The sequence below is a fragment of the Bdellovibrio sp. ZAP7 genome (genome assembly GCF_006874645.1).
GTDB lineage: Bacteria > Bdellovibrionota > Bdellovibrionia > Bdellovibrionales > Bdellovibrionaceae > Bdellovibrio.
Genome location: NZ_CP030082.1, coordinates 1,494,149 through 1,517,510, shown reverse-complemented (window position 1 = coordinate 1,517,510; position 23,362 = coordinate 1,494,149). Strand labels below are relative to the sequence as shown.

General features: G+C 46.2%; 16 protein-coding genes and 1 riboswitch. Of the genes, 8 read left to right on the top strand and 8 right to left on the bottom strand.

The window, feature by feature from the left end:
• Positions 1–2 precede the first annotated feature (2 nt).
• Positions 3–2,567: a hypothetical protein gene (locus DOM22_RS07385; protein ID WP_142699753.1), complete on the top strand. Its 2,565-nt coding sequence runs from the start codon at positions 3–5 to the stop codon at positions 2,565–2,567.
• Between the two features lie 61 nt (positions 2,568–2,628).
• Positions 2,629–4,026 carry an ATP-dependent RNA helicase DbpA gene (gene dbpA / locus DOM22_RS07380; protein WP_142699752.1) on the top strand — a complete coding sequence of 466 codons (1,398 nt, stop codon included), beginning with the start codon at positions 2,629–2,631 and terminating at the stop codon, positions 4,024–4,026.
• Between the two features lie 49 nt (positions 4,027–4,075).
• On the opposite strand, the gene DOM22_RS07375 is transcribed toward dbpA, so the two are convergent.
• Positions 4,076–8,074 carry a DEAD/DEAH box helicase gene (locus DOM22_RS07375; RefSeq protein WP_168196598.1) on the bottom strand — a complete coding sequence of 1,333 codons (3,999 nt, stop codon included), beginning with the start codon at positions 8,072–8,074 and terminating at the stop codon, positions 4,076–4,078.
• A 129-nt stretch (positions 8,075–8,203) separates the two neighbouring features.
• On the opposite strand from DOM22_RS07375, the gene DOM22_RS07370 reads away from it, so the two are divergent.
• Complete coding sequence (locus DOM22_RS07370; protein ID WP_142699750.1) at positions 8,204–10,210, top strand: alkyl/aryl-sulfatase; 2,007 nt, start codon at positions 8,204–8,206, stop codon at positions 10,208–10,210.
• A gap of 48 nt (positions 10,211–10,258) precedes the next feature.
• Here the strand turns inward: DOM22_RS07370 and DOM22_RS07365 are convergent, their stop codons facing one another.
• The 4 genes from DOM22_RS07365 to DOM22_RS07350 form a co-directional block, all read right to left on the bottom strand.
• A complete protein-coding gene (locus tag DOM22_RS07365) occupies positions 10,259–12,355 on the bottom strand; it encodes a TonB-dependent siderophore receptor (protein WP_142699749.1) in 2,097 nt (698 codons plus the stop codon).
• Positions 12,345–12,449: riboswitch (TPP riboswitch) on the bottom strand. Its footprint overlaps the gene before it by 11 nt.
• A 41-nt stretch (positions 12,450–12,490) precedes the next feature.
• Positions 12,491–13,771: a PLP-dependent aspartate aminotransferase family protein gene (locus DOM22_RS07360; RefSeq protein WP_142699748.1), complete on the bottom strand. Its 1,281-nt coding sequence runs from the start codon at positions 13,769–13,771 to the stop codon at positions 12,491–12,493.
• 135 nt (positions 13,772–13,906) lie between these two features.
• On the bottom strand, positions 13,907–14,764 hold the full coding sequence (locus DOM22_RS07355) for a hypothetical protein (protein ID WP_142699747.1): 858 nt from the start codon (positions 14,762–14,764) through the stop codon (positions 13,907–13,909).
• 205 nt (positions 14,765–14,969) lie between these two features.
• Positions 14,970–16,670: an NAD-dependent malic enzyme gene (locus DOM22_RS07350; RefSeq protein ID WP_142699746.1), complete on the bottom strand. Its 1,701-nt coding sequence runs from the start codon at positions 16,668–16,670 to the stop codon at positions 14,970–14,972.
• Positions 16,671–16,792: 122 nt separating this feature from the next.
• On the opposite strand from DOM22_RS07350, the gene DOM22_RS07345 reads away from it, so the two are divergent.
• Positions 16,793–17,548, top strand: a complete 756-nt coding sequence (locus DOM22_RS07345; RefSeq protein WP_142699745.1) for an ABC transporter substrate-binding protein — start codon at positions 16,793–16,795, stop codon at positions 17,546–17,548.
• A 47-nt stretch (positions 17,549–17,595) separates the two neighbouring features.
• Here the strand turns inward: DOM22_RS07345 and DOM22_RS07340 are convergent, their stop codons facing one another.
• On the bottom strand, positions 17,596–18,402 hold the full coding sequence (locus tag DOM22_RS07340) for a hypothetical protein (protein ID WP_142699744.1): 807 nt from the start codon (positions 18,400–18,402) through the stop codon (positions 17,596–17,598).
• Positions 18,403–18,681: 279 nt separating this feature from the next.
• Here DOM22_RS07340 and DOM22_RS07335 point away from each other — a divergent pair, with 279 nt between their 5' ends.
• Together DOM22_RS07335 and DOM22_RS07330 are read left to right on the top strand one after the other, a co-directional pair.
• Positions 18,682–19,032 carry a hypothetical protein gene (locus tag DOM22_RS07335; RefSeq protein ID WP_142699743.1) on the top strand — a complete coding sequence of 117 codons (351 nt, stop codon included), beginning with the start codon at positions 18,682–18,684 and terminating at the stop codon, positions 19,030–19,032.
• Between the two features lie 144 nt (positions 19,033–19,176).
• On the top strand, positions 19,177–19,935 hold the full coding sequence (locus tag DOM22_RS07330) for a DUF3750 domain-containing protein (protein ID WP_246845884.1): 759 nt from the start codon (positions 19,177–19,179) through the stop codon (positions 19,933–19,935).
• Here DOM22_RS07330 and DOM22_RS07325 read toward each other — a convergent pair.
• A complete protein-coding gene (locus DOM22_RS07325; protein WP_142699741.1) occupies positions 19,880–21,679 on the bottom strand; it encodes a glycoside hydrolase family 44 protein in 1,800 nt (599 codons plus the stop codon). The two genes, DOM22_RS07330 and DOM22_RS07325, sit on opposite strands and share 56 nt — an antisense overlap.
• Positions 21,680–21,933: 254 nt before the next feature.
• On the opposite strand from DOM22_RS07325, the gene DOM22_RS07320 reads away from it, so the two are divergent.
• Both DOM22_RS07320 and DOM22_RS20150 read left to right on the top strand, forming a co-directional pair.
• Positions 21,934–22,329 carry a hypothetical protein gene (locus DOM22_RS07320; protein WP_142699740.1) on the top strand — a complete coding sequence of 132 codons (396 nt, stop codon included), beginning with the start codon at positions 21,934–21,936 and terminating at the stop codon, positions 22,327–22,329.
• Positions 22,330–22,721: 392 nt separating this feature from the next.
• On the top strand, positions 22,722–22,856 hold the full coding sequence (locus DOM22_RS20150; RefSeq protein ID WP_256373470.1) for a hypothetical protein: 135 nt from the start codon (positions 22,722–22,724) through the stop codon (positions 22,854–22,856).
• A gap of 68 nt (positions 22,857–22,924) precedes the next feature.
• Here the strand turns inward: DOM22_RS20150 and DOM22_RS07315 are convergent, their stop codons facing one another.
• Positions 22,925–23,308 carry a nuclear transport factor 2 family protein gene (locus tag DOM22_RS07315; protein ID WP_142699739.1) on the bottom strand — a complete coding sequence of 128 codons (384 nt, stop codon included), beginning with the start codon at positions 23,306–23,308 and terminating at the stop codon, positions 22,925–22,927.
• Positions 23,309–23,362 lie beyond the last annotated feature (54 nt).

The window sequence follows — 23,362 nt, the reverse complement described above, 5'->3', positions numbered from 1 at the left end:
TGATGAAAAAAGCATTACGCATTTCTTTAGCGATAACTCTCCTGTTGGCGGCGTGTGCCCCTAAAGTTCAATCACCAAGCCTGGGCGGTGGAACTCAAATTTTCGGCCCTCGTTTTTCAGACGTAAATTTACGCGAAGGTTTGCGTGAGTCTGACGCCACGAAATTGGATATCTCGTGGCAAGGTGAAGTCTCGACTTCAAATTTCTTCCGCCAGGCTCAAAATGTTCACACTTTGGGTTTATTAACGAACAATCCGACTTTGCGCCAAAAGGGTCTGACTTGGATTAAAAAATTTTACTCCCAACCAAAAACGACGTCATATCAGGCTTTAGCGCTGGCACCTTATGCGGGACTGGTGATTGCGCAGACTAAGACGGAAGTGACTTCCAGTCTTGAAACTATTCAAAGTGATCTGGCTCGCGCCAAAGTGCAATTGCGTGAGCGTCTGATTTCTATTGGTAAGCAATTCCCTTGGGCCAGTCGCCAGGTGCGCGTGGAGATTTTGATTAAAGAAGTTGAAAACTTCACAGAATCCTTCATTGGCCAAATTCCTTCGTTGGGTTTAAGTGCTCCTGTCGAAGAAGGATTGATTACTGAAATATCGGCTCAAACTAAGCCTTACTTTGCTAAAATGGCGGCATTCACGAAGTCATTTTATGAATCCACAAACTTCTATAAAAACCTGGGATTAATTCAGCAACTCCTTAAAGAGTTCGAAGTCACTTTGCCGGACGAATACAGCAAGCAACTGAGTCAAGGCTTGCAAATCGGTCGTGGCATTGAAGTCATTGGTGATGCTCAAGGTGCCTTGACGGTTCTGGTTGACGTATGGAGAACCCTGACTCCCGAAGAGCGCGAGAAGTATTATGGCTCGGCGAACGAAACGCTTTATGATTTTCTTCGTAAGCAAAACGAAAAAGAGCTAGAGTGTTTGCGCACACCGGGCTGTCGTGGTGGCCCGATCGATGGCATTACTAAAAAAGTATTTATCCTGCCAAAGATCGAAAAGTTCGGTGTTTTGAAAATCCGCGATACTTTAAATGAAACGGCGTTAAAGTTCCTTACCAATGTGGTCGAGAACTTTGCTTTGGGATTCGTGCATGAGATCCCAGTTATCTTTGCTGATAACGTAGATAATGGCATCACTAAGAAAGCCGCTGATATTCGCGATGTTCAAAACAACTACGAACCCTACGTCAAAGATCTTTTGCATAAGTGGTCAGTTAAGAAAATGAACTCTTATGAGGGTAAAGTTGCTGGCTTTGAGACGCCTTCTATTCAACTGCAACTGACTAAGAAATCACCTTTGCAAATTCAAGGCGTGGGCTCCCCGGCTTCTCTTAAAGCCAACACGGCAGGTTCTTCAGTGATGGCGCGATCCTTACTGATGGAAAATACTGACGACGCAAGCCTGGGGCTGCAAACAGCTCTTTCACAGGTTAACAAGCTGATCACTATCGGTGGGTATCGCGACATCAACGACCGCTTGGTACCGGCGTTACTTTCTCCAGTTGAGAAAGTGAAACACCCTTTGGACATCATGAAACTTTCCGAGATGCCGTATTCCTACCGCATTCCTGATCAAGTGACTCTTCAGGATCCTTTCCATGTGAATCCGGGAATGGATTACGCCAAGGATTTTTCGGCTGCATCCTTTGCTGAACAAATCGATGGCTTAAGCCAGATGTTGAAAATCACAGCCGACTGGAAAGTCAGCAGTTTTGATAAGTACCTGGGAAATATTAAAGCACAGGAATTAATCGAGGACATTCAGTCTTCGGAGTTCGCACGTCCTTTATTCCCGAAAGACATGTTCTTTGCCTTGAACGTGGGTGATGTTGCAGTTCTATTAAAAGACATCACGAAAAAAGCCACTCCCGTCTTTTTGGTGACTTTGGATGATAACATCATCTGGGCAGATCAATACTCCACCAGCAACGAGACAGCCATTATGGGCGGAATCGTTGACATGAAAGACGGTGTGAAATCCAACATCGTTCGCTCCGTGGATGTCGCGAAGTTTTTGCTTTCCTTGAATGAGTTCTTAGCAGCAACGGATGGAGTTGAAAAAACAAAATCCAGTATCTTGCTTGAAAAAGACAGCAATGGTCGCTCGAACCTTGATGACTTGATCGAGGGTCGCCGCGATCTAAAACTTTTGATCGTGTCCCTGGCGAACTTTATTTCTAACCAGCTGATCAACGAAGACTCCCTGGTTCAATCGCAATATAAGCTGAAAGAATTTAAACGCTCTGCTGAAGTTCCATATCGCGCTTACGAGCAAGCCTATGCTATTCGTGCGCTCTTGGCGGCCTGGAAGCTGACTAAGATTGATGCGTACCTTTGGAGTGCCCAGGAAATCTATTATGCCATGAACAAACAGCTCTTTAATCCTAAGGAGCAGTTCTATGTGAATGGCGACGGGACGACCTTGGATTTCCCACAGAAAGTCGTCACTCTTTTGGCATTAACTGAGCTTGCCCCTCACCTTCCGGTCGAGAGCAACGTACAATTGTCAAAGATTACGAGCCCTTGGCTGCAAGCGCTGAGCGGCCTTCAAAACTAGTGCGCACTAGAATTTCCTCTTAAGTTCTGCTATATTGGGCTCCATTCCCGGGAGCCTTTAATTGAATACGACGAATTCTTTCTCTGCACTAAATCTTAAACCTGAGCTTTTGACTGTCGTTGAAGAACTGGGTTTTAGCTCTATGACTCCTATTCAAGAAAAGAGTATTCCCGTACTTCTGGCGGGCAAAGATGTCATCGGCCAATCCAAAACTGGCAGTGGAAAAACGGCGGCATTCTTATTGCCGATTTTGCAACAACTGGAAATCAACCAAAAGACTTTGCAAGCACTTATCATCTGCCCGACTCGCGAACTGGCTATCCAGGTATTAACCGAGGTCCGTAAGTTGGGCCGTGGGCTTCCAGGCCTGCAAACGATTGCTCTGACTGGCGGTGGCCAAACAGGCCGCGAACAACAGCTTGAACTTGAAAAAGGCGTACAGATCGCGGTGGGAACTCCCGGGCGTATCTTGGATCTGGCCTCGAAAGAGCGCTTGTTCTTGGATGATGTCAAAACTGTCGTACTTGATGAAGCCGATAAGATGTTCGATATGGGCTTTATCGTTGAAATTAAAAATCTAATGCGAGAGCTTCCCGTGAATCGCCAAACAGTTTTGTTTTCAGCGACTTTCACTGATGCCGTTTTAGATTTAAGCAAACGCTATCAAAAAAATCCGCAAAAAGTATCCATCGAAGAAGGCGCCGAAGCTTTACAAATCGAAGAAGTCACTTATGACTCGGAAGAAAAAGATAAAGCTGGAAACCTGATGCGCGTTTTGCAACAGCATCAAGCTGAGTCTTGCATCGTCTTTTGTAATACTAAAAACACCGTCAATGATTTGATGGCGAAGTTCTCGGAATTAAAAGCCAGCGCCACCTGCCTGCATGGCGACCTGGAGCAAAAAGATCGCGAACGCGTAATGGCTTTGTTTAAAAATGGCAGCGCCAAAATTTTGGTAGCCACCGATGTTGCCGCCCGCGGATTGGATATTGAAAATCTTGAGCTGGTGGTGAACTATGACTTCCCTCTGCAGCCAGAAACCTACGTTCACCGCGTCGGTCGTACGGGTCGCGCTGGTAAGTCCGGAGTGGCTGTGACATTGCTATCAGCTCGCGATACTTTGAAATTGATTGAAATTGAAAACATCACGGGTCGTAAATTCCAAAAACCTAACTTAGGTTTCAAAAACCAATTCGGTTTGAACTGGGAATGGAAACAAGCCCCGATGCAAACGCTGATGATTTCTGGCGGTCGCAAGAACAAAATCCGTCCAGGAGATATTCTGGGTGCCTTGACCGGTGCTGCGGGTGGTTTGAAAGCCGGCGATATCGGCAAAATCGAAATGCATGATACCTATACATACGTTGCGATCCGAACGGATCAAGCCAATCACGCTTTGAACAGCCTTCGCAACGGCAAAATCAAAGCGCAAAAGTTCCAAGTTAAAATCGTAAAATAGTATAATTCGGAATTGCGCCGCACCCTAAAAGGTACGGCGTACCTTTTGATTATTTAAGCCCTAACAAGATATCGAAATCCTCTTTGCTCAAAGCACCACTCGCGCTGCCGCCTAAATCTGTCGTTGATTCAGCATTGCCGAATAGGTTTTGGAATTTAACGCCTTTGCGATTTTTCAGAACTTCGATTTTTTCTTCTAAAGATTCATGCATGATATAGCGGAACACCTGAACAGCCTTGCTTTGCCCCAAACGGTGTGCACGGTCTGTTGCCTGGTTTTCAACCGAAGGATTCCACCACGGTTCCAAATGAAAGACGTAGCTGGCTTTGGTCAAATTCAGACCCACACCACCCGTTTTCAAAGTCATCACGAGCACAGCACCACCGTTGGTCGCATTGAACTCGGCCAAAATCTTTTGGCGTTGAGCTGTTGGAACTCCCCCGTGAAGCACAAAGACTGGGATACCGGCCTCGTGCAGAAGTCGGGCCGTGTGTTCCAGGGTTTGAAGGAACTGCGTGAATACCAAAGCACTTTCGCCGGATTCCACGATCTCACTAATCGATTCCAGCAAGGTTTCCAATTTCGGTGGTACTTTTTCGTAACGAACATTTGGCAAACCTGCAGGATCTGAACAGGCCTGACGTAAGCGAAGAAGAGCCGTCAACATTTGCAGTTGCACGCTGGCTTCACCGTTCGTCGTCATCGCCTCTTGAACCTTTTGGTTATATGACAAGGCGATGTCACGATAGATTTCCATCTGCTTGTCTTCAAAAGCGATGCTCATCTTCGTTTCTTGTTTTTCTGGAAGCTGATCCAGGATTTCTTTTTTAGTACGGCGAAGTAGCAATGGTTTGATCTTTAATTTCAAATCATCCATTTCTTCACGCGTGACCATTTCGGTATTTACGAATTGGCGACGGAAGTCTTCAATTTTACCAAGACTGCCTGGAACCAGTATATCCACCAAAGAATAGAATTCACCATAGTGATTTTCCATCGGCGTACCAGTTAGACAGACTTTAAATTGCGCATTCAAGGAACGAGCCGCACTGGTGCGTTTAGTCGTGATATTTTTTAAATTCTGGGCTTCATCGAAAATCAATGTCTTCCAGTGAACCTGGGACAAGAAGTCCTCATGCTCCATCAAAAGACCATAGGTCGTGATCAGGACACAATCCTGCTTGGTGAAAAGTTTTTTACCCAAGCGATCGCGGTCCTTATTGGTAAAGACTTCCAGAGGCAAATCGGGTACGAATTTTTGTACTTCACTTTGCCAGTTAAAGATCAATGACGAAGGAACAACGATCAAAACCTGTCCCAGTTCTTCTTTAACACGTAGATCTTCCAGGAACGTCAGCGTCTGCAAGGTCTTACCCAAACCCATATCATCTGCCAGCAAAGCACCCAGGCGCAGATTATAAAGATCCTGTAACCATTGCACGCCATATTCCTGATACTGTTTAAGCTCAGCCTTCACCGTCTTAGGAATGTGCACCGGACGAGGCCCCTGCCCCAATCCATCATAGAAATCACAAATCTTTTTCCATTCGTGATCCCCACGAATGGCGACGCCGGAAGCCCGCAATGCCAAAAGTTCCAAAATCTGATGGCGAGGAAGTTTATAAACTCGTTCCCCGATACCACCTTTGGTTTTCGCATCGGATTTCCCGCCTTGCAGTTTGCGCCAGAAATTTTCCAGACGACGCAGGCTTGGCATTTGCTTTTTAGGAACTAGATAAAGCTTGCCGTCGTACTCGATCACTCCACCGCCACCAAAACCTGTCATGGCTTGGGCGTCGATCTCCTGACCTTTCAGGAAGAATTTTGGATTCAATTCAAACCAGTTGAAATACTTTTCGGAAGCATCGCTGGTTAAAAGGAAATCCACTTGGAAGTCATCTTCATTTAATTCCTGCAGAGCCTGACCTTTGTAGTAAATCTTAAAGCCAAATGGCAAAAGGGCCTGAAGAGATTCAATGGTGTCATGAGTGTGAGAGCCTTCTTTACGAACATTCGGGAAGTGGAACAATCCCGAGCGCAAAGTTGGATCCTTCTCGGGTTCGCCATTCCAAATTTTTGACAGGAATGACGTGCGAGATTTTTTAAAGGCATCCCCATTGGTTGTCGACACCAGACGTTTCAACATTTCATAGATCAGGCGGAATTCGCGCTCGACAGCGCCTTCCAAAATCACTTCGCCGGATTCAGAATAAAAGGACTCACTGGATTTCAAGGCTGCGAGAGTTTTAGAAACATAGTCATCGAAATAAACCAGCACGTTGCGCGAGCAAAGCTCCTGCAAAGACATATCACGAGCTAATACGACGCCCGTACCGCTGACCAAGAGAGCTTGAATATTGTCTTGTACAAGTTTAAAGATTTCGTCTTCCTCGACAATGCGACCATCCGTCAGCTCACCCGCGAAGTGCCAGTTCAAAGTCTCAAGAGTCAAGTATTGAAGCACGCCCAAGTGACGCAGCAGTTTTAAATCCCAATCCCTTTTACCGCGCGCACGGGTCGCCACGTCTTTGGCATCCGCCCCCAAGAAGTACGGCAGGCCTTCCGACAAAACGTGAAGGTATAAAGAGGAACGTGCTGTCCAACCTGCACGGGCCAGATCTTTTTGGCCCATAACACGCGCTTCGTGTTGCAAATGGAAGCTGCCGTTTTCCGTTAAATAAATACCCGTGATACTTTGGGATTCGGGCAAAACTTTCGTTTCGCCAGTGATATGCAAAGGAATCGTGCGCGAGCGCAGGTGCTTCACCATGCGTTTCGCTTCAAGCTCCCCTTCGATCTCTACGCGAGGATAGTCTTGAGAGCTTAGACTGAATTGCAAAGCATCTTCATGGATGTCCGTTAATACCTGAACGAATTGACTCCATTCGCGGTACCACGGATGCACAGCCAAAACGCCTTCTTCTGCCTCGAATGCAAAAGATTCGAAAAAGGCAAAAGGCTTTTTGCGTTCCGGGCTGGTTAAAGCAAAGCGAGCGATCAGCGTGTCTTTATCCGTAAAATCAACGCGCCATTCAAACTCACGGCTCATATCGAAATCGATATAGCGAACAGGCAAAGTTTTTTGTGAATTCTTGCCTTGAATATAAACTTCGAGCTGTCCCTGATTAAGTTTTGTCGCCACGTTGGAAAGAACCACTTGCATGATCTCTTCCACTTCGCGAAGGCCCTGACTGATAAAAAGACTGTCACGCTGTAGGGTCAAGGGCCATTTATCAAATGCGGAATCCGGCTTGCGTGGCTGAGGTAATAAATCCTTAGGAACGCTTTTGTAAAGTGGATGGCGCAGAATATCTTTGGCTGAAACCTGCACGCCATTGCTAAAATTATACCGAACCATTCCGGCAATGCGGTTTTGTTCGTTCACTTCATTAAAATAGTTTTCAGAATAAGCAGTGAGCTTTCTACGAAACACATCCGGCAGATTCCACAACGAAGGTGCCAGGCTTTCCTGTTCCTTAGAAACATCAATCAGGCGATGTGGTTTTTCAGTTTCATTTAAAAGCGAGCTTAAGGTTTCTCCGCGAAGAACTGGAGCTTCTTCGGAATAAAGCGTGATCGACTGCAAAAATCCCGTGGCTTCAGCTTCCAAGCCCGGTGTTACACCTTGGCGCGAACGTTGGCTGGGCCCTCTTAAATCTTCTGCGAGTTTTTCAATGCGCGGATCTGCAGGAGCGTCTTCTTCCAAAGTAAGCGCCTGCCATAAAATCACATAAGCTGCGAATTGGTGCGAACAAGTAATTTTAGTGTCACCGCGCGTGCCACATTGGTCACATCGGAAATCCAGTACGCCAGAGGTCTCGTCCTGCAAAACTTTGACAGTGCATCGACCCGCATCCTTTTTGTCATCCATGAAGATTTTAAGTTGCATGGAACCGCTGGGGCTTTGGTGCATTTCGTAGCCGTCAAAACCATTGTCGGCGATCAGGTCCAAACCTTCGGCGAATTCACGCTGTTCCCCTACGGGAACACGCTCACTCGGGTGACGAAGTTGAGCAACATTTTGAAGACTCAGAGGAGCAAGAAACACGCATTGTCCTTTGTCAATATGACCACTTGAATGGGCATCGAACATTATGGGTGATTTCTCACACATTGTCCATAGCAGATTGGCTCTCCAGGCGACACTAAACCATAATTGATTATCCAGGAGGAAATTATGAAGAACTTTTTGAGCAGCACGGCTCTCAGCGCGACTGTATTCGCTTTCACGGCCTCGGTCGCTTCCGCAGCAGATTTACCTGAAGGAAAAGCCACTGAAACTACTAGAAGAATCAACCAAAGCTATAGTAAGATGTTGGATTTTTCGAATAAAGAAGATTTCGAGTTTGCTCAGAAGGGCTTCATTGCCACACTTGACAATCCCGTGATCAAAAATGCTGAAGGTAAAACCGTTTACAATCTGAACGCTTTTAATTTTGTTAAAGACACTGAAGCACCAGATACGGCCAATCCAAGTTTATGGAGACAGTCACAACTGACGCGCATCAATGGACTTTTCAAAGTCACTGACAAGATTTATCAAATCCGTGGTTTTGATGTCTCGAATATGACGTTGATCGAAGGAAAGACCGGTTGGATTGTTATTGATCCATTGATATCCTCAGAAACCGCTGCTGCGGGCTTGAAGTTGGCAAATGAAAAACTGGGCCAGCGCCCAGTGAAAGCCGTAATCTACACTCACAGTCACGTCGATCACTTTGGTGGAGCCGCTGGAGTGATCACGGCCGAAGACGCTAAAAGCAAAAAGATTCAAGTCATCGCACCTGAAGGCCTTGTCGAAGAAGCCGTGAGCGAAAATCTTTATGCCGGAAATGCGATGGGACGCCGAGCGATCTATATGTATGGAGCTGGTATTCAAAACTCTTCAGCTGGAAATTTAGGAACAGGTTTGGGGCCAGCAACTTCGCTGGGCACTTCCGGTCTGATTCCACCAAATAAAACAATCTCCAAAACGGGTGAAAAATTGACGGTGGATGGAATCGAAATCGTATTCCAAATGGCCCCTGGTACTGAAGCCCCATCAGAAATGCTCTTTTACTTTCCACAGCTGAAGGCTCTTTGCCTTTCAGAAGATGCCACGTCAACGATGCACAATCTTTACACGCTACGTGGAGCAAAAGTGCGCAGCCCGATGGTATGGGCGAATGCTTTGACAACTACGTTGGACATGTTTGGCTCAAAAGCTGACGTGAGTTTTGCCTCTCATCACTGGCCAAGATGGGGCAACGCCAAAGTAATAGAGCATATCACCAAACAGCGTGACATGTATAAATTCATCAATGACCAAACCCTACGACTGGCGAACCAAGGTTATGATGCCGAAGAAATCGCAGAAAAAATGGAACTTCCAGATGAATTGGCCAAAGAATTCTATAACCGTGGTTACTATGGTTCTTTAAGCCACAACGTCAAAGCCACATATCAATTGTATCTGGGATTCTATAATGCCAACCCCGCGACTCTTCACAAGCATCCTCGCGTGGAAGCTGGCAAACGCTATGTGACGGCCATGGGTGGAGCAAAGAAAGTCCTAAAAATTGGGCGCGAAGCCTTTGATAAGGGCGACTATCGCTGGGCGGCTGAAGTTGTGAATCACTTGGTATATGCTGAGCCCACAAACAAAGAAGCCCTCAGACTTCAAGCAGCCTCTTTGGAGCAAATGGGCTTCCAAGCTGAAAGCGGTCCATGGCGCGACGTTTACCTTTCGGGAGCGGCTGAACTACGTGGCGCTTCAAAAATGCCAACTATGCAGTTCATCGACACCCGCACATTGCCGCTTTCTATGTTAATTGAGTACACGGGACTGCATATCAATCCTGAAAAAGCTCAAGGCAAGAAAATGAAAATCGGCTTGTCTTTAAATAACTCCAAAGAAAAGCAAGTCCTGGAGCTCAATAACTCTGTTTTGAATATTCGAAAAATGGTGCCAGGAGAAAAAGTCGATGCGACTTACACCATGTCATCAGAAGACTTCGGTTCAATCCTTGGAGGTATGGCAAGATCCGATGACCTGCAAAGAAACGACAAGCTTAAATCAGATGGCAAAACCAAAGCATTGGATGATTTGGTTGCGACATTGGATACTTTTGATCCAGCCTTTAACCTTGTCACTCCAGTTGAAGAAAAAAATTCGAAAGAAGATCGCATGGCCAGTGCTGAATAATACTTCCAAAAGCCAACCTAAAAAGGACGGGTCTCCCCGTCCTTTTTTTCAGATTTCCGCCTGAAAACTCAGAGTCAAAATTCTTTCAGCAGCGGGATACAAATACACGTGACCATATTGTGTGGGAGATTCTCTCCAATATTTCCGATCAAGCAAATTCTCAACTAAGACCTCCGCTCTCACGGGGACGGATCCCCAATTTTTCTTTAGACCAAACCCCGCATCCCAGCGCACCCATCCCGGCAAGGTGAGCGAATTATCCGCAAGGATCGCACGTGGGCCCTCATAAACTATTCGCCCACCAACCGACATACCAGCGACGCTGAGCAAGTGATATTGTGCTCCTGTGCGCACGGTCGCATCTGGAACATTAATGGCCTTTTTCCCATTCAGAGCCGGATTCACAGAGCTGTCTTCGCGTTTAGTTTCCAAAAGCATGCCATTGAAATTCCAGCTCCATCTTTGCAAAACTTGCTGCAAGTTTACTTCAATTCCACGATGCACATCGTTACCGTCCACCTGATAAAGAGGCGCCTGATCGATCACTACCGGGCGATGAATTTCAAACAGAGCCGTAGCCCAGCGAATATCACGCCCCCCACGCAATCCGACTTCGTATTGGTTTGACTTTACATCCGGCAAAAATTCACCAGGACGAGCATAGGTATTTCGGTTCGGAGTAACAAAAGACTCCATCCCTTCGGCATAACTCGCATAAGTCATGAATTGTTCAAACTGATAGGACAAGGCCGCCCAGGGCAAAATAAAACTTTGATAGTAGCTTGTCGGGCGTGAACCATCGGTGCGCACACTACTGCGCTCGCTACCATTCCAGCTGGTTCCGAACCATCCCGTCCAGGAATTCCAATTTACAGAATCCGAAGCAAAAACCTGAAGATTGTCAGAGTCGCGATTTGTGCTTTCATCCGTCAAAGATGGATCCGCGGGAACAACGGCAGAACCGTCGACTTTTCCTTCGCCAACAAAATTGTAGGCTTGTCGTTGATAGCGTTCTTTTGATTTCCAGCCCATCACGCCAAAATTCCACGAGTGTGCAAACCGTGATGATTGAAACCTTCCGTCGAGAGACGTGCGCAGTGCTTGTGTATCGCGCTTTTCATCATCGCTGCGAAAGTCATAGAAATCAAAAGTACCATCAGAGCAATAGCGATCAAAGTTTCCCTCTTTCGTACAACCGAAAGCGTAAGCCAGATGATCCCCATTAACCAGATTCTGACCGCCAAGTGATGTCACCCAATTTAAATTTTCAGTAAACATCTGAGTATAACGTAAAGTCCCTGTGAGGGCCGCAAACTTCACAGGCTGAGACCAAGACTGATTGTTCAGATTGATATTTGGATCAGATACTACAGGCAGACTGAAACCCAATAAACTCATTCCGGCCTGGCTGGGTTGCGAACGCTGTGACCACTCCAACTCGATGTCCAATAAACTTGCCTTACCAAGACGATAACTGACCGCTCCAGCAAGCAATGTTCTTGTGCCCTTAGCGTTTTCTAAATGTGGCGACAGATATTCCCGAGCGACATTGAAGCGATAACTTAAATTCTCATTTGACTGATGTAATCCACCGGCATCCGCCGACACCAGGAAATTTCCTGAATCACTGGCATCAGAGCGCACATTGATAAATCGCTTTCCGGTGGGACGCTTGACCAGATAATTGATCAAACCACCGGGGGCACTGATGCCCGCTTGCACTCCAGAAAGGCCTTTTAATATTTGCACATCGGCTTTGTTGTCCAAAGGGATCGAGGTTTCGGCATTAATCGGCAAACCTTCCCGGCGAAAGTTATTGCGATTATCGAGCGTGTAACCACGAATTGAAACCATGTCCCAGTAACCAGTGGCATTGTAACTATCCGTCAAAGAGGCATCTAAAGTCGTTAAATCTGAAAGACGATGAATCTGATTTTTTTGAAGATCGCCATCATCGTAACTAGAGGCAGACAAAGGAACTTCCTGCAAAGTAAATCCAGGAAACCCAAGCACAGAAGCATCAGTGTCTGCGGTCTCGCTCACTAAAACAGGTTGTAATTGGATGGCGGCAGAGGCTTCCTGCCCGCGGGCTTCAAAACTTAATCCACCAAGAATGGCGGACACCAAGAGAAAGGGTATTTTCATGTGACTTCCCTACGCGAGTTCTAACTCAAACAGGTTCAAAGGGTATTTCTCAGCCGCCATTCAACACCGAATAGCAGCACCCCTAGTTGTGCTGAGCTTTATGTCGCAATCAGGAAGTCAGGTCAATAGGATTTCTTAGACTTGTTTCAACGAGTCTTCAAGATCCCCAATAATATCCTTCACACTTTCCAGACCGATACTGAGACGAATCGCACGCGGGTCAATTTTACTTTCGCCACGTTTGTTTTCCGGGATCGCTGAATGAGTCATGAACCCTGGAACTTCGATCAAAGTTTTTGTAAGACCCAAGGAAACCGCCAAAGTGATCGCATAAGAATTTTGCGCGACATCATCGACAAATTTCTGACAGCGTTTCATGTCGCCTTTAAGTTTAAAGGAGATCATCGTGCCCGGAGCAAAGTTATTTTCGGGAGAAACCAGATACTTACGCGCCAGTTTGCTTTGCGGATGAGATTTCAATCCAGGATAAGTGACGCTCTCGATTTTTGGGTGTTTTTCCAGGAACTGAGCCACCTTCAAAGCTGTCGCCTGTTGTTGTTCAAAGCGAATGGCTTGCGTCGAGATCCCATAAACCAGGATGTGCCAAGCGGAGTACGGATGAATGATCGCACCAAAGTCTTTACGAGCCACACGCAGCTGGCCATCGAAAGCTTTTGGACAGATCACAGCCCCACCCATCTCTGTCCCAAAACCCGAGATATTTTTAGTCAAACTTTGAATAACGAAATCAATGCCCCACTCGATAGGACGCAAAGACCAAGGCGTTGCGAAAGTATTATCCACCACAGTATAAATGCGATTATCGGGTTTTCGTTTTTTATTGGCCGCTTTTACCAGCTCCGCAATTTTCTCCAGATCAGCGACTTCCAGAATAGGATTAGAAACAGATTCAAAATACACCACGCGTGTTTTTGGATCTTTCAGTTCTTGTTCCAGAGTTTTAAAATTATTCACATCAATCAAGGAATGTTCGATACCAAAACGTGGCAACCAGTTTGTGATCAAGCTGTACGTGCAACCATAAAGAGTTTTATGCGAAACCACTTTCTGACCGGTTTTCATCAACGTCATCAAGGTCGCAGAGATTGCACCCATGCCGCTACCAAACGTCACGGCACAATCGCCTTTTTCCAAAATAGCCAGCTGGTCTTCAAGCATCTTTGTTGTCGGCTCTTCCAAGCGATCATAAATCCAGATCGGCTGATCAGAGTTTTGCGGTCCTGCAAATGTGCTAAAGCCCTCGGCACCACGGGTTAAAGAACCCAGTCGGAATGTTGTAGATGCCGTCATCGGCGGAATCAAGTGATGAGAAAACTCCCAGGATTTTGAAAGTGCTTCACCGTGAATGGCTTGTGTGCGTGGCGATAACTTTTTACGAGCGGACTTTTTAGTCACGATTCCCCCTCGAGAAACTGATATTCAGGTCTCAAAAATAGAGCACAGGTTCTAGAAGAGAGATAGGCATGACTTCAGGCGGTAACGCCCGTGGCCATACCAAGTCTTATTGGATAGATTAGAGGCTTTAAATCGTTAACTTGCTTTGTCGACAAGCAGTCGCTGACAGCGATCCAAGATGGTCGCGCGAATGCTTTCCCGGTGTTTCACGAACTCTGGAAGCTGCGTGTTTTGCACGATCTTATAAAGCTGTACCACACGCAAGAGTTCAATCAAGCGAGGTTTCTGCGGTCCTTTGGAAAGAGGATACTTGGGCATTTCTAAGTTTTCTTCCGCAGCCTCCATCACTGCCATGGTCCAATCGATTTCTGTCTGAGTCAGATAGATCGTTGGGATCATCACCGGACGGTCACGGCGCTGCTGTTCCTCAATCACAAGCTGACTGTTTAAGTAGCGCAACTCCCCCACGATCCGAGTCATCTCGGCGTCGTGAGATTTTCCGTAATTTTTAAAAACCGTTTTTCTCCAAGCTTCACAAAAATCATCAAAATCAATGTTCGAGGATTTTTCAAACGCTGGAGGTTGAGTAATGTAATTCAAAGTTTTGGAAATAATATCTTCGGCAATAACGACACTCGTATATTTGCCACCCACGCGCAAAAGATGATGAGTCCAACTGGCCAGAGTTTGCAAAGAACGATTATCGATGGCTGCATTTCTAAAGTTGAGATGAAATTCGGCAAAGGTCGCTGAAGGCATCGGACCGTTTAAGGCCTGGTCCATAGCGCTTTTGCGACGATCGTGTTTCGGCAAAGCATAAAAGGCGTTGAGTTTTTTCTGAAACTTTTCAAACGACTCATCCCACAGCCCGTCGGCCTGACAGCTTTTATAAAGCTGAAAGGCTTTGGCCTGACTTGGCTCAGCCTCGTCCAGCAGCGAATTAATTCTTTCGACTAACGTTCTGGGGAATGAATGCCAAAGTTCCTGAATCATAGAACTCAGTTTACTAGCTCTCGTGAGAAATTTCAGAATTCTGTTTTTCGACTATTTCTTAGACACCTTGGGATGGGTGAGAAGCGACCTCCGTGGGCGCATGGATGCGCGCACCCGCCGCAAGCGGGCCACGGCTGAGCCACGATGGCGGGTCGCTGATGCACCCAGCTCAAGATCGACAAGGCCGAGTCAGCTCTCCTCGATCTTAAGTCGCGGCTCTGTGGCGATACGTGCGGTATTCCGGTTTCCAGAAGTTATGCTGGATGGCTGCTAAGAGCTCGTCATCCGTCATTTTAGCGGCCACTCCATCGACCTGGGCAGCCTTACCCACTCTGAATGCGATCTCGACTGAAACAGAGGAAATGTCTTTTAGTTCAGGCAATAAAACACCCTCTCCAGAAATAGCCATCGGAGAGCAATCTGCCAAAGCCTCGCTGGCCGCCATCATCATCGAATCCGTCACACGACGGGCTGCTGATGCGATCACTCCCAAGCCTACGCCTGGGAAAATATAAGAGTTGTTACATTGAGCAATGGGATAGATTTTATCGTTGAAAGCCACAGGCGCAAAAGGACTGCCGGTCGCAACCAATGCCGAGCCTTCGGTCCAACGGATGATATCTTCTGGCAAAGCCTCCACACGAGATGTCGGATTCGACAAAGGCATCACGATCGGACGAGCACAATGACTGTGCATCAGACGAATGATTTCTTCAGTGAATAATCCAGGCTGAGCCGAGGCGCCGATCAATACTGTCGGTTTTGCGTGACGAACAGTTTCCAACAAAGAAATCTCGCCCTCTGACAGTCCCCAGGACTGAAGAGAATCTGTTGGTTGCACCAACGGAGCTTGGAACTCCAAAAGGTTTGGCATCTTGTCTGTTAAAAGACCATAGCGGTCTACCATGAAGACACGAGCACGGGCTTCTTGTTCAGAAAGTCCTTCTTGCTTCATGCGTGCCACGATTTGTTCGGCAATTCCGCAACCCGCAGAACCAGCCCCCAGGAACACTACTTTTTGATCGCGGAGCTGGCCACCGGCTGCACGACTGGCTGCAATCAAACTGCCGACAACAACCGAGGCTGTGCCTTGAATGTCGTCATTAAAGCAGCAGATCTCATCGCGATAACGTTTCAACAGAGGTGAAGCATTTTTTTGTGCGAAGTCTTCGAACTGCAAAAGCACATCAGGCCAACGACGTTTGACGGCTTCAATGAACTCATCCACAAACTGATAATATTCATCCCCAGAAATACGTGGATGCTTCCAACCCATATAAAGTGGATCGTTAATTAATGTTTGATTGTTCGTACCCACATCCAAAACGACAGGCAAAGTGTACGCAGGACTGATACCTCCGCACGCCGTATACAGAGATAACTTGCCAATTGGAATTCCCATACCGCCGATGCCTTGATCGCCTAGACCTAAAATTCGTTCACCATCCGTCACCACGATCACTTTTACTTTTTGCTTCGTTACGTTGCGAAGCATTTCATCAATACGATCCCGGTGGGAGTAAGAAATAAATAAACCACGGTGGGCACGATAGATTTCAGAAAAGTGTTCGCAGGCTTCCCCCACCACGGGAGTATAAATCACGGGCAACATTTCAGTGATGTGCCTAACAACCAAGTAATAGAACAGAGTTTCATTAGTATCTTGCAAGTGACGTAGAAAGACGTGGCGATCAAGATTGTTTTTGATCAGCGAAAATTGACTGTAAGCACGACCCGCTTGCTCTTCAATAGTTTCGATGTGTTCTGGTAAAAGTCCATGGAGATTGAGGTTGCTTCTTTCTTCTTCAGAAAATGCGCTTCCTTTATTCAGTAAAGAAATGTCCAAAAGAAAAGTTCCTGAATAAGGAATATAAACCGGTCGTTTCTGGGAATTGTCTGTGTCCATGGCGGCATCTTATTACGAAGGCCCCCACTTGTACATCAGTTATAAAGATGATGATGGCTCGTATAACTGGACATGAACAAATACTAGTATAATTAGTGCCATTTTTGAGGTAGCTTAATTTGATGATCTCTTCTCGTTGGATATTTCTTCTTGCATTGCTTTTTTCGGGACCATCCCAGGCCGAAACCATCACCCTGGTGGGGGAAGACGACTGGGCACCATACTCCTCCGCCACTCAGGATTATAAAGACGTTCAGGGACTTGCGCCCGATATCGTGCGTGCGGCTTTTAAGTCACAAGGTGTGACGGCAATCATACGCCCTATGCCTTTTACTCGCTGTATGATGGAGGTCGACAAAGGCAACTCTATTGGTTGCTTTGACACTCTGATCAATCAGAACACCAAAGATAATTATATCTTTCATGAGACCCCCTTGTTCCAAGCGGATATGGTTATTTATGGCCGCCAAAATGAAAAAGCGGGCTTAAAGCTTTCGGATCTTCAGGGTAAAGTGGTTGGAACTACAATTGGTTACACGTACCCTTCAGAATTTATCGCGAACAAGAGCATCAAAACGGAAAACGGGCCGAATGAAAAATCCCAGCTGCAAAAAGTGGCAGCCGGTCGCATTCAATACGCCGTCCTGTGGGGCTTAACGGGAGAGTCGATTCTGGAAAAGAACCCAGAACTAAGGCAGAAAGTAAAAGCCTTGGGAAGAGTTTCCCGAGATTCCTTGTACGTAAACTTCTCGAAAAAACACAAAGACGGTTCTAAATACGCAGCCATCTTTGAAAAGGGAATGCAAACCATCATTGCCAATGGAACTTATCAAAAAATCGAATCTGAGTTCCGCAAAAAATATCGCCACTACGAATAAAAAAAGGGACCCGTCGGGTCCCTTTCATTTTTAAGCCGCAAAGCTTTTTAGTTCAATGTGCTTAAACGAGCCAAAGCTTGTTTTTGCTTTTGCTTCGCTTCACTCAACTTCTGACGTTTTTGGTTCAACTTGTCTTGAAGTTGTTTTCTTTTTTCGATGTTTTGCTGAGCTTTTCTGTTGTGCTTGTCAGCATTCGACAAAGCCGCCATCGTTTGTTGCTCAAGCTTTTTAGATTCACGTTCATAAGCTGCACGAGCTTTCAAGAAATCAGCATCCGTTTTCTTAAGCATCGCAGCTGATTGACGCTCTTCATTTTTAGCACGAGCCAATTTCGCTTGCTCGGTTTTCAAAGCCGCATTCGTACGAGCTGTTTCGTTACGAGTTGCATTGATCTGAGCCGTCATCTGCATTTTTCTGTCCTGAGATTGATCGCGGTCCGCCTTGGCCTTATTCAATTTTTCATTGATACGTGCCAATTTATTGCGAGCATCGTTTTCTTGGGAGTCCATTTTTTCGATTTGCTTACGCAAAGTGATTGCTTCACTAATCAAACGAGTTGTTTGCTTGGAGTTACGATCAGCCTCTACTTGCAAGCGTTTGATTTCGCGGCGAGTGCGTTGAGTTGTGTCTTTATGTTCACGAGTACGATCGGCGAAATCAGCTTTCGCAGCGCCAAGCTCAGATACGGATTCATCAAAGCCACCTTGAGCTTCATCTAGATTTGCAAAAGCGCTTTCAACGTCAGATTGAGCATCGATCGCATTGTCTTTATCCATCGCTGCATGCGCATTGGAAAGACCCATAATCATCATCAAAACAGAAGCTGCAAAGATTTTTGTATAACGTTTAGACATAAATGGTTCCTTATTAAGGTTGATAGAGACCACTATCCATTTTCTATGCCGAGAGGTCTTGTCCGCCTAAATTCGAGCTGACCCCTTTCCACCCCTGTAAACCGGGAAATCCTTTCCAAAACAAACGACAAAATAGGCACCCCTTTTTTGCCATCTCTTAAATGACCCACGGAGCCCTGTGATTCTCAGCACTTAAAAGCCGGATTACCGAGTTGTTAGTACACCAAACAAGGATTCCCCCCTTAATCTCCTCCTACAACAAATACAAAAGGAGAATCTATGAAGCATGTCCTAGCCGCTTTCGTGAGCATCATCTTTGCACCGACCGCTTTTGCGACAACTTATTGGTGTAATTTTACGGAGCCTTTTCAACAGGTCACTTACGACACTGAGATGCATGAACTGGCTCTAACTCGTCCAAATGAGGAGCTCGTGACTTGGCCATCGACTCACACCAAAATGGGAAATTTCCTGACAGCCAAATCCATTAATGGAGAAGCGAAACTTCGCATTCAATTAAATAAAAAAGGCAGCGATGGTATGTCAGATACTGTTTATCAGTACGAAGGAGTTTGGAATGACCAACTCGTCGGTGGTTGCAATCTACAAAAAAATCCACGCCCCGAATAATACCGGAACAATAGAATCACTTGTTTTTCAAGGTGGGCGCGGATCTCGCGGCCTACCTTGGTCTGTCTTATGGCGCTCCATGGCTGTTGCTTTTCGCAGTTATCAGTTATTCTGATCAGCATGAAAAAGAAATCGCTGTTACTAGTGAGTGTTCTATTTTTTAAATCTTTCTTAGCCGCTGCCAGTGATTGGCGGACTGCGGATCGCAGCTCCATCGGCATAGCTCCGACTCCTCAACAAGAATCTCGCGCGGTGGTGCAGATTTATTCTGCGCGAACTTATGGATGGAAAGGCAATCTCGCCGTCCACTCGTGGATCGCCTATAAAGAAAAAGATGCCAGTCAGTGGAATATCTATGAGGTCATTGGCTACTACGCGAATCGTGGGTGGCCCGTGGTCCGTTTGACTCACCGTCAACCTGACGAAAGATGGTTTGGCAATGAGCCGACTTTGCATTTGGATATTCGTGGAGACGCTGCGGCTGAAATGATTCCGAATATTTTAAAAGCCGTGGAAAGTTACCCTTACCCGGATTCTTACCGCGTTTATCCCGGCCCCAACAGCAACACCTTTGTTTCTTATGTAATGAGAAATACACCGGGAATTTACACTGATCTGCCACCGCATGCGATCGGCAAGGATTGGATCGGGCGCGCACAACCTGTGGGCATCACCGAATCTGGTACAGGTGTGCAGCTTTCATTATTTGGCATGCTGGGAGCCACGGTAGGATTGGCCGAGGGAATCGAAATCAACCTTTTAGGAATGAACTTTGGAATCGACTTTGCCCGACCGGCTTTGAAGCTGCCATTCGTCGGGCGTTTAGGAATGTCGGATAAACCAGTCTTTACGGTGCCGACAGAACCATCGTCGTCACACTCATCGCCGGCATCGAGTAATTAAAGGCGCTGCCACTGATTGCCGTGTCACCCATGCTCTTCGGCGTGGAGACACCGTCATAGATCATATAGCGCGAGTATTTCGTAAAGGACCCGGCATTTGCAATGCTGATATTCGTGCTTAATGCCGCCGACGTTTTATTGATCGCCACGATATAAAGCTTCTTGCTGTCCGTGGAGGACTGCATCGCATACACCGAAGACTTATCATCACTCGTAGAAACGGCTTTTACCGAGATATCACCCACGCGGGCACCCGCACCGTCGTAATTCACGAACAATCTCATCGCACCATAAATGTACGGCGAATCTTCCCGGTCCCAGTGAGTCGCAAGATATACATCTTCACGGCCGAAGATACCCAAAACATCAGCTTCAGCGATACCACCAGAAATGATGCCGCCACCACCGTGATTGTATTCAGAAAAAGAAATCTTTGTGCCCGGGTTATAAGTCGCAATACGTTCTTTTAACCGTGGAATCCACTTTAGAGGCGCCTTTAAATAATCATCCACAATCCAGGAAGTCTCTTTATAGTTGGGATCCCACAACGAACGCGGCGCCTGCAGGCGCGCCGCAATCAAGCCTGCCGTCTGCGCGACGGTCTCATCAAGCACACGGTTGCCATCACCACGAGCCTCAGAACCCCAGTGCATATCCAAAACATCCACCAGGCGTTTGCCATAAGTTTTTTCTGCGGCAGCTAATTGCTGCAAGTACCAGGACATGTATTCACCGTTGCTGCGATCGTCGGCATCTTGCAAGCTCATCATTTCATTAAAACCATAAGCCACAGGACCGAACACCATTGAGTTCGGTGCTTTTTCTTTAATCATACTGGCAAAACGAATCGTCTTTTCTTTCATCTCGGCATAGGAAGTCTTTTGCGGATGAATCAACGGATGCGTGGTTTTCCAAATCGCCGGTTCGTTATCCAGCATGTAGTGTATTTTCTTGCCTGCTGCGAGTTCCGTTTTAAAAGTATTCTGGAAGTACGTCACCGCTTCGTCTTGATAAACGTAGTTGTCATTAAGGCTTGCTACAGGAGTCGTCACCGAGGACGGCTTACGATCCAGATTTCTTCTAAAGCGTGGATTCGTATCCGAGGCTTGTGCTGTGATTGTCCCATTTTTATCGGCAGCAACATAGTCAACGATCGGAATCGTCACAACCGGAGCGGCTCCATATTTATAGGCCAGCAAAACACCCAGGCGCACCGCCTCCCCCGGAACTTCACTGTTATTACCGCAGTTCACGAGTTCACAAACGCGATTACCGCTGGAATTGTTATAGTCGGTGCCACCATTGGTCGCATTATTCTCCCAGTTATAAGTCGTCCAACGGTTACCCCCCATGCGGAAGGAACCAATATTATTGAACAAACTGGTCTCATAGTTTGAACCATAGATATAAGGAGAAATCGTGTGACGATTTAAATTCACATCAATATTAAATGTTACATCAGCTGCTGGCAGTGGCGTTGTCGTTGGTGACGGGCTCACCGTTGGTGACACTGTCGGGCTTACCGTTGGGCTTGCTGTAGGAGAAACGGTTGGTGACGGACTTACGGTCGGCGAAGGGCTTGCCGTGGGAGATGGACTGGGAGTCGTACCTGGAGTTGACTGGCTGCCTGTCGTACTTGCCGGTGTTTCGAAACCCGTGCTGGAGCAGTTTTGGAATAGGAGCATCAGCGCAAGAAGCGCCGTATACGACATAATACGTTGGCGTTTTTTCCAGACAGATTTCATATGTGTGCATCCCCTATTAACAATTGTGCTTTAACAAGACGCTATTTACTACTGATGTGAGTGTCGAGTCTTGTTCTGATCCAAAAAGGGCGTTTCTAGCAATAGGGCTAATGAGACCTTAGGGATCACCCCAGCAAGGTGTCAATTTTTGTGACACTCCTACCAGTTTTTCACTCGGCACGTTTCATCCCCCACTTTTTTTTGATTAGCAGTATAACAACGCATCTTTTTCGAACTTACTCTTCGAGGTGTCTATGAAAATGAAGTCTCTTTTAGTTGCTGCCACTCTACTTGCTGCAGCGACGTCACAAGCCAGAACGGTTTCTTGCACGGGTATCGATAAAAATGGCAGCAAAGTGAACGTACAAGTTTCTTTGAATAACGGTGTTTCCTTCGACTATCGAACGGAGAAAACGAAATCCAAAAATTCTGAAGACTACACTGACGTGTGGACTGCAGATGTTGGCTCTTACAACCTGGGTGAATCTTCTGGTGATAAATCTATCACAGGTTCTTTGGGCTCACGTGCCGAGAAATGGGCAAAGCTTTCCTTGGGCGACTTGGGAAAAGCTAATTCAACTCTAGAGTACGACGAAAACGACTCGGGTTACGAATACAGCAACACTGTTTCCAAAATGATCTGCCGCTAGACTTTGTTCTGTTCAGCTATTAAAAAAGCCGAGTCACTGTGACTCGGCTTTTTTTTTATTTCGTCTCACCCAATATCCGACAGCCTTTCAGCTCCGCTCTAAGCTCAGGAAGGGGCTGTAAAATTCTTCGTCATTTTCATAAAATTGCCTGGACCTTACTCTGGAATATGTCACTAAGCATTCTCATCACGAATCGTCATTGCTAAAATTTTGTGACACGAAAGTATTTTCTATCTACGCGAAATTGCTGAAATGAAATTCGAAAGCAAATCGCATTTAACACTCGTACGTTTCAGTTTGAGAATACGGAGCAGTTTTGCATCTTTAGCTATCGTTAAATGACGCAAAAAAGACGAGAATATTAAAGAACTGGCCGCATGGGAGATTATGGAATGGCTAAAATCCGAGTAAAAGGTTTTCTAACTCTATCTGCAATTTATCTCTTCATTTGCTTATTCTATTCCAATTGCACGGTTCGCGAAGAGACTCACACGCCGACTCAACTGGGTGGACTTGACCACCACTAAGCAAAGTAAATTTTGAAAATGAAAAAGGCTGCCTCAACGCAGCCTTTTTCATTTTCAAAATCACAAACCTACATCGAGTAAAAAAATTCTTCTTTCACAATTTTTCCGTCTTTCACGGTGTAGACTCCCACTTCTTCCATAGCCCATTTTTTTTGAGTTTTTTTATCAGTCGCATCGTATTTAAAGTGGACTGCGAATCGATCGCCCAAAGGAAATGGACCATCAATTTGGGAGGAATGAATCTCCATCGTTTCTTCCCAGTGTTTGTTTTTTTTGAGCGCATTTTCTATTCCTCGGGATTCTGCAGGCATTCCAGGTGATTCGAAGGCTTCCCGGCTTTCGATGTCTTTGCCATAAAGGTCATTGATAGCTTCGACCACTTTATTGCTTTTACAGTAATCGACGAGTTTTTTTCCGACAGCTAAGGTGTCCTTTTGAGTTTGGGTATTCATAAGACCTCCTTACATGGATGCAGCTTAAGTCTACCCTCAGAGGCATGATTGAAA

What these genes read in the sequence shown, in the direction of transcription:
- DOM22_RS07385 (WP_142699753.1), top strand. Translation starts at nt 3, where the DNA reads ATGAAAAAAGCATTACGCATTTCTTTAGCGATAACTCTCCTGTTGGCG.
- DOM22_RS07370 (WP_142699750.1), top strand. Translation starts at nt 8,204, where the DNA reads ATGAAGAACTTTTTGAGCAGCACGGCTCTCAGCGCGACTGTATTCGCT.
- DOM22_RS07365 (WP_142699749.1), bottom strand. Translation starts at nt 12,355, where the DNA reads ATGAAAATACCCTTTCTCTTGGTGTCCGCCATTCTTGGTGGATTAAGT.
- DOM22_RS07355 (WP_142699747.1), bottom strand. Translation starts at nt 14,764, where the DNA reads ATGATTCAGGAACTTTGGCATTCATTCCCCAGAACGTTAGTCGAAAGA.
- DOM22_RS07350 (WP_142699746.1), bottom strand. Translation starts at nt 16,670, where the DNA reads ATGGACACAGACAATTCCCAGAAACGACCGGTTTATATTCCTTATTCA.
- DOM22_RS07345 (WP_142699745.1), top strand. Translation starts at nt 16,793, where the DNA reads ATGATCTCTTCTCGTTGGATATTTCTTCTTGCATTGCTTTTTTCGGGA.
- DOM22_RS07340 (WP_142699744.1), bottom strand. Translation starts at nt 18,402, where the DNA reads ATGTCTAAACGTTATACAAAAATCTTTGCAGCTTCTGTTTTGATGATG.
- DOM22_RS07335 (WP_142699743.1), top strand. Translation starts at nt 18,682, where the DNA reads ATGAAGCATGTCCTAGCCGCTTTCGTGAGCATCATCTTTGCACCGACC.
- DOM22_RS07325 (WP_142699741.1), bottom strand. Translation starts at nt 21,679, where the DNA reads ATGAAATCTGTCTGGAAAAAACGCCAACGTATTATGTCGTATACGGCG.
- DOM22_RS07320 (WP_142699740.1), top strand. Translation starts at nt 21,934, where the DNA reads ATGAAAATGAAGTCTCTTTTAGTTGCTGCCACTCTACTTGCTGCAGCG.
- DOM22_RS20150 (WP_256373470.1), top strand. Translation starts at nt 22,722, where the DNA reads ATGGCTAAAATCCGAGTAAAAGGTTTTCTAACTCTATCTGCAATTTAT.
- DOM22_RS07315 (WP_142699739.1), bottom strand. Translation starts at nt 23,308, where the DNA reads ATGAATACCCAAACTCAAAAGGACACCTTAGCTGTCGGAAAAAAACTC.